This is a genomic window from Winslowiella iniecta, assembly GCF_001267535.1.
Taxonomy (GTDB): Bacteria; Pseudomonadota; Gammaproteobacteria; order Enterobacterales; family Enterobacteriaceae; genus Erwinia; species Erwinia iniecta.
Window position 1 is genome coordinate 1 of sequence record NZ_JRXE01000031.1, and the last position, 14,366, is coordinate 14,366.

Annotated in this window: 8 protein-coding genes and 1 pseudogene; 6 read left to right on the forward strand and 3 right to left on the reverse strand. The window is 53.1% G+C overall.

Going from position 1 to position 14,366, the window contains the following annotated elements:
* Positions 1 to 236 precede the first annotated feature (236 nt).
* From metA to aceK, 4 genes are all read left to right on the forward strand, one after another.
* Positions 237 to 1,166, forward strand: coding sequence for a homoserine O-acetyltransferase MetA (gene metA, locus NG42_RS18555; RefSeq protein WP_052901986.1), 930 nt, complete (start codon positions 237 to 239; stop codon positions 1,164 to 1,166).
* A gap of 312 nt (positions 1,167 to 1,478) precedes the next feature.
* Complete coding sequence (aceB, locus tag NG42_RS18560; RefSeq protein WP_052901988.1) at positions 1,479 to 3,077, forward strand: malate synthase A; 1,599 nt, start codon at positions 1,479 to 1,481, stop codon at positions 3,075 to 3,077.
* A gap of 32 nt (positions 3,078 to 3,109) precedes the next feature.
* Positions 3,110 to 4,420, forward strand: coding sequence for an isocitrate lyase (gene aceA, locus NG42_RS18565; RefSeq protein ID WP_052901990.1), 1,311 nt, complete (start codon positions 3,110 to 3,112; stop codon positions 4,418 to 4,420).
* A gap of 48 nt (positions 4,421 to 4,468) precedes the next feature.
* Positions 4,469 to 6,247, forward strand: coding sequence for a bifunctional isocitrate dehydrogenase kinase/phosphatase (aceK, locus tag NG42_RS18570; RefSeq protein ID WP_052901992.1), 1,779 nt, complete (start codon positions 4,469 to 4,471; stop codon positions 6,245 to 6,247).
* 32 nt (positions 6,248 to 6,279) lie between these two features.
* On the opposite strand, the gene NG42_RS18575 is transcribed toward aceK, so the two are convergent.
* Entirely contained in the window at positions 6,280 to 7,404 is a 1,125-nt protein-coding gene (locus NG42_RS18575; RefSeq protein ID WP_053115928.1) for an RHS repeat-associated core domain-containing protein, read from the reverse strand.
* Between the two features lie 123 nt (positions 7,405 to 7,527).
* On the reverse strand, positions 7,528 to 8,361 hold the full coding sequence (iclR, locus tag NG42_RS18580; RefSeq protein WP_052901994.1) for a glyoxylate bypass operon transcriptional repressor IclR: 834 nt from the start codon (positions 8,359 to 8,361) through the stop codon (positions 7,528 to 7,530).
* A 151-nt stretch (positions 8,362 to 8,512) separates the two neighbouring features.
* On the opposite strand from iclR, the gene metH reads away from it, so the two are divergent.
* Together metH and NG42_RS18590 are read left to right on the forward strand one after the other, a co-directional pair.
* Entirely contained in the window at positions 8,513 to 12,244 is a 3,732-nt protein-coding gene (metH, locus tag NG42_RS18585) for a methionine synthase (RefSeq protein ID WP_420911320.1), read from the forward strand.
* Between the two features lie 232 nt (positions 12,245 to 12,476).
* Positions 12,477 to 14,102 carry a Na/Pi cotransporter family protein gene (locus NG42_RS18590; protein ID WP_052901995.1) on the forward strand — a complete coding sequence of 542 codons (1,626 nt, stop codon included), beginning with the start codon at positions 12,477 to 12,479 and terminating at the stop codon, positions 14,100 to 14,102.
* A gap of 61 nt (positions 14,103 to 14,163) precedes the next feature.
* Here the strand turns inward: NG42_RS18590 and NG42_RS23645 are convergent.
* A pseudogene (locus NG42_RS23645) lies at positions 14,164 to 14,366 on the reverse strand (bile acid:sodium symporter); the annotation flags it as partial.

Consider the following 14,366-nt stretch of genomic DNA (forward strand, 5'->3'; position numbering starts at 1 on the left):
GGTCTCCCCATGCGAGAGTAGGGAACTGCCAGGCATCAAATTGCGATAACCCTCAGCGAGAGCTGAGGGTTTTTTGCGTTTAAAGCCCCGAAAAATCTCCTGACAGATCACTTCACGCTATTACAGGTGAAACATTTTCAACTATCGGATCATCTCTCGACTTTTGCATTACGAAACGTTATCTTCAGGCATCTGGATGTCTAAACGTTTAAACGTATGTGTGAGGAAAGCAGGTTATGCCAATCAGGGTACCCGATGAATTACCAGCCGTGAGTTTTTTGCGCAATGAGAATGTCTTTGTCATGGCATCTTCACGTGCAAGCACTCAGGAAATCCGTCCGTTAAAGGTGCTGGTGTTAAATCTGATGCCGAAAAAGATTGAGACTGAGAACCAGTTTTTACGCCTGCTTTCTAATTCACCGCTGCAAATCGATATCCAGTTGCTGCGCATCGACAGCCGCGAGTCGCGCAATACCCCCAGCGAGCACCTCAATAATTTCTACTGTAATTTTGAAGATATTCAGCATGATAATTTTGATGGACTGATCGTCACTGGCGCGCCGTTAGGCCTGGTAGATTTTAATGATGTGGCATACTGGCCGCAGATCCAGCGGGTACTGCACTGGGCAAAAGAGCATGTCACATCGACACTGTTTGTCTGTTGGGCGGTACAGGCGGCATTAAATATTCTGTACGGCATCCCGAAACAGACGCGAGAAACCAAACTGTCGGGAGTATATGAACATCAGACTCTACATCCACATGCGCTTCTGACGCGTGGCTTTGACGATAATTTCCTTGCTCCTCATTCGCGCTATGCGGATTTCCCAACCCAACTGCTGCGTGATTACACTGACCTGGAAATCTTTGCTGAGTCTGAGCAGACGGGAGCCTACCTGTTTGCCAGTAAAGATAAGCGTCTGGCGTTTGTCACTGGCCATCCTGAATATGATGCGCTGACGCTGTCGGGTGAATATCATCGTGATTATGAGGCAGGGTTAAACCCGGAAGTACCGTTTAATTACTTCCCGGATAACAACCCTGAACTGCCGCCGCGTGCCAGCTGGCGCAGCCACGGTAATCTGCTGTTTACCAACTGGCTGAACTATTATGTTTACCAGATCACGCCGTTTGATCTGCGTCATATGAATCCAACTCTGGAATAATCAGCTGTGTCGGGCCGAGTATCATCGGCCCTTTGCTTGTAGATCTCTCAACGCTTTTCCCCCTGTAAAAATGCCCCTCTCCTGCAATATTTCTGTTCTAAAACACTGATGAAAATCCGTTCCTATCTTGTTGAAAATTTAATTGCTTAATAATCAGTCAGTTAAATGTATCTTAAATCAATAATGGAAATAGTTTTTGATTTTATAAATTATCTGATTATGATTTGATCCTGCGGGTTAAAAAACCGCCAGTAAAAAGATCGGCCAGTTGATCGAAATGCCGGCCAGAGGATCAAACAGGAGAGGGCGCATATGATACAACAAGCAATCAGCACCGAACTGGCATTCAGCCAGCCCTTTGGCAGAGCGGAACAGCAGATTCTGACCGATGCTGCCGTCGATTTTCTCAGCGAACTGGTTACGCGTTTTACACCACGGCGCAACGAGCTACTGGCTGAACGTAAGCTGTCACAGACTAAAATCGACAGCGGTATGCTGCCGGATTTTATTTCGGAAACGGCTTCCATTAAAAACGGTGGCTGGAAGATTCGCGGAATACCGGCTGATTTACAGGATCGTCGTGTTGAGATCACTGGCCCGGTTGAACGCAAAATGGTGATCAATGCGCTGAATGCCAATGTGAATGTATTTATGGCAGATTTCGAAGATTCACTGGCCCCGTCATGGGAAAAAGTGATCGCCGGGCAGATCAATCTGCGCGATGCGGTTAATGGCACCATTAGCTACAGCAATGAAGCGGGCAAAATTTATCAGCTGAAGCCCAATCCGGCGGTGCTGATATGTCGGGTACGCGGCCTGCATCTGCCGGAGAAACATGTCAGCTGGCGCGGTGAAGCGATTCCTGGCAGCCTGTTCGATTTTGCACTCTACTTTTTCCACAACGTCGATACCCTGCTGGCAAAAGGCAGCGGCCCCTATTTCTATCTGCCGAAAACCCAGTCTTTCCAGGAAGCAGCCTGGTGGAGTGAGGTATTCAGTTATGCCGAAGATCGCTTCGATCTGCCGCGCGGTACGATTAAAGCCACGCTATTAATTGAAACGCTGCCAGCGGTATTCCAGATGGACGAGATCCTGTATCACCTGCGCGATCATATCGTCGGACTGAACTGCGGCCGCTGGGATTATATCTTCAGCTATATCAAAACCCTGAAAAACTATCCGGAGCGCGTATTACCGGATCGTCAGTCGGTCACGATGGATCAGGGATTCCTTGATGCTTATTCACGGCTGCTGATTAAAACCTGTCACCGCCGCGGTGCATTTGCCATGGGTGGCATGGCGGCTTTTATTCCCAGCAAAGAGAGTGAGCGTAATAGCTGGGTGCTGAACAAAGTGCGGGCTGATAAACAGCGTGAGGCCGATAACGGTCATGACGGCACCTGGATCGCTCATCCCGGGCTGGCCGACAGCGTTATGACAGTGTTTAACCAGGCGTTGGGTGAGAAACCGAATCAGCTGGAGGTATTGCGTGAAAATGACGCGCCGATCACCGCCGAACAGCTGCTGGAACCCTGTAAAGGGCAACGCACCGAAGCAGGAATGCGCGCCAATATTCGTGTGGCAGTGCAGTACATCGAAGCCTGGATCTCCGGCAATGGCTGTGTGCCGATCTATGGCCTGATGGAAGATGCCGCAACGGCAGAAATCTCGCGTACCTCAATCTGGCAATGGATACATCATCAAAAGACGCTGGAAGATGGCCAGCAAGTGAACGCGAGCTTATTCAGCAAGATGCTGGCGGAAGAGATGCAGGTCATTCAGCAAGAGTTGGGTGACCAGCGTTTTTGTCAGGGGCGATTTGATGAGGCCGCACGCCTGATGGAGCGCATTACGACCGAACCTGAACTGGTCGAGTTTTTAACCCTGCCAGGTTACCGCCTGCTCCCCTGAACGTTATTCCTTAAGAAACAGGAGTATCTGCTATGACCTCACGTACCCAACAGATTCAGCAAACAGAACAAAACTGGCGCAATGCACGCTGGGAAGGCATCACCCGTCCGTACAGTGCGGCGGAAGTGGTAAAACTACGCGGCTCGGTTAATCCGGCCTGTACGCTGGCGCAGCAGGGAGCGGAAAAATTGTGGTCACTGCTTAATGGTGGCGCGAAGAAGGGCTATATCAACAGTCTGGGTGCGCTGACCGGTGGTCAGGCGTTGCAGCAGGCGAAAGCGGGGATTGAGGCGGTCTATCTTTCCGGCTGGCAGGTCGCCGCCGATGCGAATCTGGCCGCCAGCATGTATCCCGACCAGTCGCTCTATCCGGCGAATTCCGTGCCGTCAGTGGTAGAGCGTATCAATAACAGCTTCCAGCGTGCCGATCAGATTCAGTGGGCCAACAATATCGAACCGGGCGATGCGCGTTACATCGATTATTTTCTGCCGATTGTTGCCGACGCTGAAGCGGGCTTTGGCGGCGTACTGAATGCTTTTGAGCTGATGAAGTCAATGATTAGCGCTGGCGCAGCCGGGGTTCACTTTGAGGATCAGCTGGCCTCGGTGAAAAAGTGCGGTCATATGGGCGGTAAAGTGCTGGTTCCGACCCAGGAAGCGATCCAGAAACTGGTAGCGGCGCGTTTAGCGGCTGATGTGATGGATGTACCAACAGTACTGATTGCCCGTACCGATGCCGATGCTGCCGACCTGATCACCTCCGATTGTGATGAGATTGACCGCGAATTTATCACCGGTGAACGCACGCAAGAGGGCTTTTTCCGCACCCGCGCCGGCGTGGAACAGGCTATCAGTCGTGGTCTGGCTTACGCGCCCTATGCCGATATGTTGTGGTGCGAAACCTCCACACCCGATCTGGCGCTGGCACAGCGCTTTGCCGACGCCATTCATGCTCAGTTTCCTGGCAAGTTGCTGGCCTACAACTGCTCACCTTCCTTCAACTGGAAGAAGAATCTTGATGACAGCACCATCGCCCGGTTCCAGCAGGCGCTGGCCGAGATGGGTTACAAATATCAGTTCATCACCCTGGCGGGCATTCACAGCATGTGGTTCAACATGTTCGACCTGGCGCAGGCTTACGCGCAAGGAGAAGGGATGCGGCACTACGTCGAGAAAGTGCAGCAGCCGGAGTTTGCCGCTATCAAACAGGGTTACACCTTCTCTTCGCATCAACAGGAAGTCGGGACCGGCTATTTCGATAATGTCACCACGATTATCCAGGGCGGCGCATCATCGGTGACCGCGCTGACCGGGTCAACCGAAGAGCAGCAGTTTAACCATTAACGCTGTGACGTCGGGCGGCGTTCTCGCCGCCCGGCTGGAGGGTGCACGATGCCACAAATCGAAAAGTTGATTGCACAAACCATTTTGCAGGGGTTCGACGCGCAATATGGTCGCTTTCTGGAGATTACCGCCGGGGCGCAGCAACGTTTTGAGCAGGCTGACTGGCTGTCGATACAGCAAGCGATGAAAGCGCGTATCCATCTCTACGATCATCATGTCGGCCTGGTGGTGGAGCAGTTACGTTGCATCACCGGCAAAGAGGATTACGATGCGGACTTTCTGCTGCGGATCAAAGCGATCTACACCGATCTGCTGCCCGATTATCCCCGCTTTGAAATTGCGGAAAGCTTCTTTAACTCAGTCTATTGCCGCTTGTTTGATCATCAGTCACTGAGCGAGCAGCGGCTGTTTATCTTTAGTTCACAGCCTGAACGCCGCTTTCGCACCATTCCGCGCCCGCTGGCAAAAGAGTTCAGCGCGGCTCAGGGCTGGCTGCCGATGTTGCAACGAATGCTGAGCGATCTCCCTTTACGTTTACCCTGGCAGGATCTTAACCGGGACGTTGGCTATATCATTGCACATGTGCAGCAGAATTTTGCTAAGGAACAGCTGGAGCAGGCATCGCTAAAAGTGGTCAATGAACTGTTTTATCGCAACAAAGCGGCCTGGCTGGTCGCAAAGCTCTGTCTGCCATCAGGCGTGTATGCGTTTTTACTACCGATTCACCGCAGTGAAGCGGGCGAATTGTTTATCGATACCTGTCTGACGCGTAAACGCGAGGCCAGTATCGTGTTTGGCTTCGCCCGCTCCTATTTTATGGTGTATGCGCCCCTGCCTGCCGCACTGATCGAGTGGCTGCGTGAAATTCTGCCGGGCAAAACCACCGCCGAGTTGTATATGGCGATTGGCTGCCAGAAGCACGGCAAAACCGAAAGTTACCGCGAGTTTTTGCATTATATGGCGGCGACCAATGAGCAATTTGTCATTGCACCAGGCGTGCGTGGTTTAGTGATGCTGGTATTTACCTTGCCGGGTTTTGATCGGGTATTTAAGGTGATTAAAGACCGCTTTGCACCGCAAAAAGAGGTGACGCCAGCCAGAGTACGCCAGTGCTATCAGCTGGTTAAAGAGCATGACCGCGTGGGTCGCATGGCCGATACCCAGGAGTTCGAAAACTTTGCTATTGAGAAGTCGCGCATTAGCGCCGAATTGCTGGCTGAGTTACAGCGTGAAGTGCCGGAAAAACTAGAGCAACAGGGCGAAATGCTGATTATTCAACATCTCTATATGGAGCGCCGTATGACGCCACTGAATATCTGGCTGGAGCAGGCCACTGCTCAGCAACGTCATGATGCGATTGAAGAGTATGGCAATGCGGTAAAACAGCTGGCGGCAGCGAATATTTTCCCTGGCGATATGCTGTTTAAAAACTTCGGTGTGACGCGTCACGGACGTGTGGTGTTTTACGATTACGACGAAATCAGTTATATGAGCGAAATGAATTTTCGCGATATTCCATCGCCCCGTTATCCGGAAGATGAACTAAGCCATGAACCCTGGTACAGCGTTTCTCCGGAAGATGTCTTTCCGGCAGAGTTCCGTCACTATCTGTGTTGCGATCCGGCTATCGCCGCCCTGTTTGATGAGATGCATGGCGAGCTATTTCGTGCTGATTACTGGCGCGCGCTGCAACAACGGATTCGCGAAGGTCATATTGAAGATGTGTTTGCCTATCGCCGTCGCCAGCGTTTTAGTCAGCTTTATGGGCGCGCAGAGAATAAACGGGATGACATTACCAGCAGGCCAGCGAAGTCGCGGCTGGCCTGACAATAATATGCTAAATAGCGCGTTTTAACGGCTTAAGCGCGTGGAATCATATTGCCATTTGCATCGAATATCACCGACTGATAATTACGCCAGGATCGATGATTCTGTTTTACCATGGTGAAGAGCGAGACATTATTCCTGTAGGCGTTAATATTTTCATTAAGCTCGATATCTGTCCACGGATCCGCCCCGCCCATATTTCCACGGTCGGTTAAATTAACGAAGCCTTGCACCGGGGTCTCAACCTGAACGGTCCCAATGAAACCTTTGGTGGGAAGTCTGGTTTCCCTGGCGAAGCGAGCGGCAAAACTATCCTCCATACCCTCCGCTGAATGACACATAATCAGTCGGGCAGTATCATAATCTCTGAAATTGACCCTTTTGTTTTCCCTTAAATATTTGGCAAGCGCTTCGGGGGTAAATACCGATTCCTTGCCACTTTGCATTAAGGCTGAACTGCGGCCAGCCGGAATAAAACCGTGCCCATGGATATTCAGTCTGGTTTGCTCTTTTTTATATAAATCAACAAAGGTAAAATTAATTTCTTCCATTTGTTGCCCGTTAAAATCTGCAATCACGCCAGACTGTGAAAGGTGTCTGAAGTCTCTTTCTGAACGGCCAAAAGTAGTAATCACCGTATCACTAAGCATCTGGCGATTCGCTTTCATCAATGGTCCCAGTACCGATATACCACTGATAATGCCCGTCGCAAATGCAACCCATCCCAACACACTTGCCGCTGAGGGATGGGTTGCGGATATCGCGATACTGACAATCCCGGTGCTATCCGCCACTATTCCCGCGCTGCCGGCGATCAGTGACATCGTGCTGACAGAGTTCAGTGCCGCCATAAGACCCCCTTCTGCCACCAGCGACATGCCGCCGGTAAAGGCTGCGCTCAGTAATCCCAGCACACCTAAACCGATACCCAGTCCGGCCTGCCAGCTAAAATGGCCACTGGGATCGGCGCGGTTGATCGGGTCGCCAGCACAATAAGCGTAAGCGTTAATCCCGCCCGCGCCAAACGGGCTTAAGCTGTCCGGACTGGCAAAGCGCAGCAATTGCGGAGTATAAGCCCGGTAACCCTTGCCGAGATGAGAGGCACCACTGACCGGGTCCCGGCGCTCGCCATTGTAGCTGAGTATGCAACGTTCCATGTTTTGTCCTTGTGATTAAAGCGTGAAAAAACCCTTAACCAGACTGTCTTATGGACGGCATGTTGAACAAGCTAAACAAAATCAGTTAAAACACCGTGTGAAGCGGATCAGAATAGCGATGTTTTAACGCCCGCCACCGTATTCGCGGGTAACGTCTTTCGCGGCTTTAATGACCATCGCCCCGATTTCTGTCACGCGGTCATCGGTGATGCGGGAAACCGGACCGGAAATGGAGATGGCGGCAAAGGGCTCGCCATGCTCGTCGTAAATGCAGGATGCCACGCAGCGCAGACCCAGCGCATGCTCTTCATCATCAAAGGCAAAGCCTGCTTTACGAACCTGCGCCAGGTTCTCTTTCAGACTCTGCGGTGACATCAGCGTATGCGGGGTGTAATGATGCAACCCTTTGCGATGGAGTAAGTCAGTGACCTGCTGCTCGCTGAGATTAGCGAGAAACGCTTTTCCCGCGCCCGATGCATGCATCGGTAGCTTACCGCCGATGGGGGCGGACATGCGCATCAGCTGCGAGCACTGCACCTGATCAATAATCACCGCCTGATGATCGCTTAAATCCAGCACTGCCAGATTGACGGTTTCGCCGGACGACTCCATCAGTTTGCGCAGCATCGGATGCACCATCGCCAGCAGGTTACGGCTTTGCAGGAAACTGCTGCCGACCACAAAGGCGTGTGCGCCGATGGTCCAGTAGCCGAGATCGCCCACCTGTCGCACAAAACCGAGTTGTTGCATGGTGGTCAGCAGACGGTGGGTGGTTGAGTTAGGCAAGCCAGATTGCTGCGCCAGTTCAGTTAACGCCACGCTACCATGGGATTCCGCGATAGCTTCCAGCAACTTCAATCCACGCGTCAGGGATTGCACCTGCCCGGTGGGTTGTGCGGCTGGTGCGGCGGCATTGCGGGGTTTCTTACCACGTTTGGTCGGAACGGGCGTTGCCATATCGGCTTCCTCTGGTTTTCACTATATGGAAATCATTTTCGTTCTATTGGCTAATATTGCAACGACCAACATTCTGGTCGGATCAGTGGGTCATTACAGCTGAGAATGTCTCATATGCCGTTGCTTTTACCTGGTCAAAAGTTGTGCCAGTATGTCCTGCTGGCATATCAGCCAGCGAAAATACGGTGACGAGGCGAGTGTGAGTAACAGAACAGAAGCGCTGCATCAGCAGCTCGCGAAACGTATCATGGTGCTGGATGGCGGCATGGGCACCATGATCCAAAGTTATAAGCTGGAAGAAGACGACTTTCGCGGCGCGCGTTTTGCTGACTGGCAAAGCGATTTGAAGGGCAATAACGATTTACTGGTGCTCACACAGCCGGACATTATCTGCGCCATTCATCACGGCTATCTGCAAGCCGGTGCCGATATTCTGGAAACCAACACCTTTAACTCCACCACCATCGCGATGGCGGATTACCATATGGCGTCGCTGTCGGCGGAGATAAACTTCGCGGCGGCTAAACTGGCGCGTGCAGCGGCCGATGAATGGACGGCAAAAACCCCGGATCGCCCGCGCTATGTCGCCGGAGTACTGGGTCCGACCAACCGTACCTGTTCTATCTCCCCGGATGTTAACGATCCCGCCTTCCGTAACGTCACGTTTGATCAACTGGTGGCAGCCTATCGCGAGTCAACCCGCGCGCTGGTGGAAGGGGGTTCCGATCTGATTATGATCGAAACGGTGTTTGACACCCTGAATGCTAAAGCCGCCATCTTTGCGGTGCAGACCGAGTTTGAAGCGCTGGGCGTCGATCTGCCGCTGATGATTTCCGGCACTATCACTGATGCTTCCGGGCGTACGCTCTCCGGCCAGACCACCGAAGCGTTTTACAACTCATTACGCCATGCGCAACCTTTGTCGTTTGGCCTGAACTGCGCGCTCGGCCCTGACGAGCTGCGTCAGTATGTGGCTGAGCTGTCGCGACTGGCAGAGTGCTATGTGACCGCCCATCCCAACGCCGGTTTGCCGAATGCTTTTGGTGAGTACGATCTGGATGCCACTATTATGGCCGAACAGATTGGCGAATGGGCGCAGGCCGGATTTCTCAATATTGTCGGCGGTTGCTGCGGCACTACGCCGGAACATATCGCCGCTATCGCTGCGGCGGTTGCCAATGTGCCACCACGTCAGCTGCCGGAAATACCGGTGGCCTGCCGTCTCTCTGGTCTGGAACCGCTAAACATCAGCGCCGAGTCGCTGTTTGTTAACGTCGGTGAACGTACTAACGTCACCGGGTCGGCTAAATTTAAGCGACTGATTAAAGAAGAAAAATATAACGAAGCGCTGGAAGTGGCGTTGCAGCAGGTGCAAAGCGGTGCGCAGATTATTGATATCAATATGGACGAAGGGATGCTCGACGCCGAAGCGGCGATGGTGCGTTTCCTCAATCTGATTGCCGGTGAGCCTGATATTGCGCGAGTGCCGATTATGATCGACTCCTCGAAATGGGAGGTGATCGAGAAAGGGCTGCAATGCATTCAGGGTAAAGGCATTGTTAACTCCATTTCGATGAAAGAGGGCGTTGAAACCTTTATTCATCATGCACGGCTGGTGCGGCGCTACGGTGCAGCAGTCGTGGTGATGGCGTTTGATGAAGTCGGTCAGGCAGATACCCGCGAGCGCAAAATTGAAATCTGTCGCCGTGCTTACAAAATTCTCACTGAAGAGGTGGGATTCCCGCCGGAAGATATTATTTTTGATCCAAATATTTTCGCGGTAGCCACCGGCATCGAAGAACATAATAACTATGCGCAGGACTTTATCGGCGCGTGCGCGGATATTAAGCGCGAACTGCCGCATGCGATGATTTCCGGCGGGGTTTCCAATGTCTCGTTTTCATTCCGCGGCAATGACCCGGTACGCGAGGCGATTCATGCGGTATTCCTGCTGTATGCCATTCGTAACGGCCTGGATATGGGGATCGTCAATGCCGGTCAGCTGGCAATCTACGATGATCTGCCCGCCGAACTGCGCGACGCGGTTGAAGATGTGGTGCTGAACCGTCGCGATGACAGTACCGAGCGTTTACTGGAACTGGCAGAGAAATATCGCGGCAGTAAATCCGACGATGAAAGTCACCAACAGCTGGCGGAATGGCGTAGCTGGGAAGTGGAAAAACGGCTGGAATACTCGCTGGTCAAAGGTATTACTGAATTTATTGAAGCCGATACCGAAGCCGCGCGCCAGAATGCCTCACGTCCGATTGAGGTGATTGAAGGGCCGCTGATGGCCGGCATGAATGTGGTCGGCGACCTGTTTGGTGAAGGTAAAATGTTCCTGCCGCAGGTGGTGAAATCAGCGCGCGTAATGAAGCAGGCGGTGGCTTATCTCGAGCCTTATATCGAAGCCAGTAAAGAGAAGGGGCAAACCAACGGCAAAATCGTGCTGGCGACGGTCAAAGGTGACGTGCACGACATCGGTAAAAATATCGTCGGTGTGGTGTTGCAGTGTAATAACTACGAAATTATCGACCTCGGCGTGATGGTGCCAGGCGAGAAAATCCTGAAAACCGCGCGCGAAGTGAATGCCGATATTATTGGCCTGTCCGGGCTGATTACTCCGTCGCTCGACGAGATGGTCAACGTCGCAAAAGAGATGGAGCGTCAGGGCTTTACGATGCCGCTGCTGATTGGTGGTGCCACCACCTCAAAAGCGCATACCGCGGTTAAAATTGAGCAGAATTACAGTGGCCCAACGGTGTATGTGCAGAATGCTTCACGCACCGTGGGCGTGGTGTCGGCGCTGTTATCCGCGACGCAATATGACGACTTCGTGGCGCGCACGCGCAAAGAGTACGACACCGTGCGTATTCAGCATGCCCGTAAGAAACCGCGTACCCCGCCGGTCACCTTGCAGGCGGCGCGTGACAATGATTTAGCGTTTGACTGGGGAAATTACACGCCACCCGCGGCGCATCGACTCGGGGTCAGTGCGGTGGAAGCCAGCATTGACACGCTGCGTAATTATATCGACTGGACGCCTTTCTTTATGACCTGGTCGCTGGCGGGCAAATATCCGCGCATTCTTGAGGATGAGGTGGTCGGCGAGGAGGCAAAACGGCTGTTTGCCGATGCCAACGCTATGCTGGATCAGCTGCATCAACAGGGAACGTTAAATCCACGCGGTGTGGTGGGCATCTTCCCGGCTAACCGGGTGGACGATGATATTGAAATTTATCAGGATGAAGCCCGTTCGCAGGTGATTCAGGTCAGCCGCCATTTACGCCAGCAGACTGAAAAAACCGGCTTTGCCAATTACTGTCTGGCCGATTTTGTCGCACCAAAATCCAGCGGTAAGGCGGACTATCTTGGTGCCTTTGCCGTCACCGGCGGGCTGGAGGAGGACGCGCTGGCCGAAGCCTTTGATGCGCAGCACGATGATTACAATAAAATCATGGTGAAAGCCCTGGCCGACCGTCTGGCGGAAGCTTTTGCCGAGTATCTGCATGAGCGGGTGCGCAAAGTGATTTGGGGCTATGCCGCCAATGAAAATCTGAGTAACGAAGAGCTGATTCGCGAAAATTACCAGGGTATCCGCCCGGCACCGGGATATCCGGCCTGCCCGGAGCATACCGAAAAAGCCACTATCTGGCAGTTACTGGATGTTGAAACCCATACTGGTATGCAACTAACGGAATCTTTCGCGATGTGGCCGGGTGCTGCGGTGTCCGGCTGGTACTTCAGCCATCCTGACAGTAAATATTTCGCGGTAGCGCAGTTGCAGCGCGATCAGATTGAAGATTATGCCGCGCGTAAAGGTATGTCGGTCAGTGAAGTCGAGCGCTGGCTGGCGCCAAACCTCGGTTACGACGCGGATTAACCGCCGGCGGCGTTCTCGCCGCCCGAGTTAAAGTTTTCACCGCAGGCAATCTTTATGTCGATTGGTCTACAATTAGCTATAACGACCTTGTACGAAGTTGCATGATAAATAAGCAAAAATAATGCTATTCACTAACAGGCGTAAGGTCGGCGGGTGCATTCATGCGCTGCTCTTTCGCGTCAGGCAGGCAGCGCGTGTTGTTTTAAGCCTGACGTGAAAGGAGTACATATCGTTGTTAACCCTGCTTAATTTACTCTCTGCTATCGCGTTGCTGGTCTGGGGCACACATATCGTGCGTACCGGCATCATGCGTGTTTACGGTGCTGACCTGCGCCGCGTGCTGAGCCGCAGCATCGAAAAAAAACCGATGGCGTTTCTCGCCGGCATTGGCGTCACTGCGCTGGTGCAGAGCAGCAATGCCACGACCTTGCTGGTGACTTCATTTGTTGCTCAGCAGCTCATGGGACTGACGCCTGCGCTGGTGGTAATTCTCGGTGCCGATGTCGGTACTGCTCTAATGGCGCGCGTGCTGACGTTTGACCTTTCATGGCTGTCGCCGCTGTTTATCTTTTTTGGCGTGGTGTTTTTCCTTGGCCGCAAACAGTCGCGTGCCGGGCAATTAGGCCGTGTCGCCATTGGTCTCGGGCTGATCCTGCTGGCATTACAGCTGATTGTTGAAGCGGCCAGGCCGATTACTCAGGCCTCCGGTGTACAGGTCATTTTCTCCTCACTGACCGGCGATATTATTCTTGATGCGCTGATTGGTGCGGTATTCGCGATTATCAGTTACTCCAGCCTGGCCGCAGTGTTGATCACCGCGACGCTGACGGCCACCAGTGTGATCTCCTTCCAGGTGGCGCTCTGTCTGGTAGTGGGTGCCAACCTCGGGAGTGGCCTGCTGGCGGTGTTGAATAACAGTGCGGCCAATGCGGCCGGTAAGCGAGTGGCGCTCGGCAGTCTGCTATTCAAATTTATCGGCTGTCTGGCGGTGCTGCCCTTTATCCATGTGCTGGCGACCTGGCTGGATAAATTGCCGGTGAATGATGAAGAGGTGGTGATCTTTTTCCACGTGTTCTACAACCTGATTCGCTGTCTGGTGATGGTACCGTTTGCGGCACCGATGGCCAGACTCTGTGAACGGCTGATCCGCGATGACCCGGAAACTGACCTGCGGCTGAAACCGCGACATCTTGATACCAGCGCGCTCGATACCCCGGCACTGGCGCTGGCCAACGCCGCGCGTGAGACGCTGCGCATGGGCGATGTGCTGGAGCAGATGATGGCCAGCTTCAACAACGTGGTGCATGGTGCGCCGCGTGAAGAGCGCGAAGTTCGCAAGCTGGATGACGATGTTGATGTGCTGTACACCGCCATCAAACTCTATCTGGCGCGTATGCCAAAAGAGGATCTGGCGGAAGAGGATTCGCGACGCTGGGCGGAAATTATCGAGATGGCGCTCAACCTGGAGCAGGCGGGCGATATTATCGAAAGGATGAGTGGTGACGTAGCGGATAAATCGCTGGCCGCGCGCCGGGCGTTTTCGCCGGAAGGTGTGAAAGAGCTGGAAGCGTTGCAGGAACAGCTGTTGAGTAATTTGCGGCTGGCACTGTCGGTATTTTTATCACGTGATATCACCAGCGCCAAGCGTCTGCGTCGCGGCAAACACCGTTTCCGCATTACCAACCGCCGCTATTCCCATGCGCATGTTGATCGACTGCATCAGCAGAATGTGCAGAGTATCGAAACCAGCTCACTGCATCTGGGATTGCTGGGCGATATGAAGCGACTGAATTCACTGTTCTGTGCGGTGGCGTATAGCGTACTGGAACAGCCGGATGATGAGCGGGATAATGAATAATTGATCATGTAACTGACATCAGTTATTCCACAGGGGCGGCGAAAATGCCGCCCCTGCCATACTATTTTTTCTTTATCGGCTTACCGGACCAGTAACCCGCCAGCAGTGAACCGGACAGGTTGTGCCAGACCGAGAACAGCGCGCCAGGCAGTGCCGCCAGCGGCGAGAAGTACAGCTTGCCCAGCGTTGCCGCCAGACCCGAGTTCTGCATTCCCACTTCCAGCGCCAGGGTGCGGCAGGTGGATTCATCGAATCCAAACAGCT

Bases quoted from the DNA above. Each gene is read 5' to 3' on its own strand.
- aceK (WP_052901992.1), top strand. From the start codon at position 4,469: ATGCCACAAATCGAAAAGTTGATTGCACAAACCATTTTGCAGGGGTTC.
- aceB (WP_052901988.1), top strand. From the start codon at position 1,479: ATGATACAACAAGCAATCAGCACCGAACTGGCATTCAGCCAGCCCTTT.
- metA (WP_052901986.1), top strand. From the start codon at position 237: ATGCCAATCAGGGTACCCGATGAATTACCAGCCGTGAGTTTTTTGCGC.
- iclR (WP_052901994.1), bottom strand. From the start codon at position 8,361: ATGGCAACGCCCGTTCCGACCAAACGTGGTAAGAAACCCCGCAATGCC.
- aceA (WP_052901990.1), top strand. From the start codon at position 3,110: ATGACCTCACGTACCCAACAGATTCAGCAAACAGAACAAAACTGGCGC.
- metH (WP_420911320.1), top strand. From the start codon at position 8,513: ATGTCCTGCTGGCATATCAGCCAGCGAAAATACGGTGACGAGGCGAGT.
- NG42_RS18575 (WP_053115928.1), bottom strand. From the start codon at position 7,404: ATGGAACGTTGCATACTCAGCTACAATGGCGAGCGCCGGGACCCGGTC.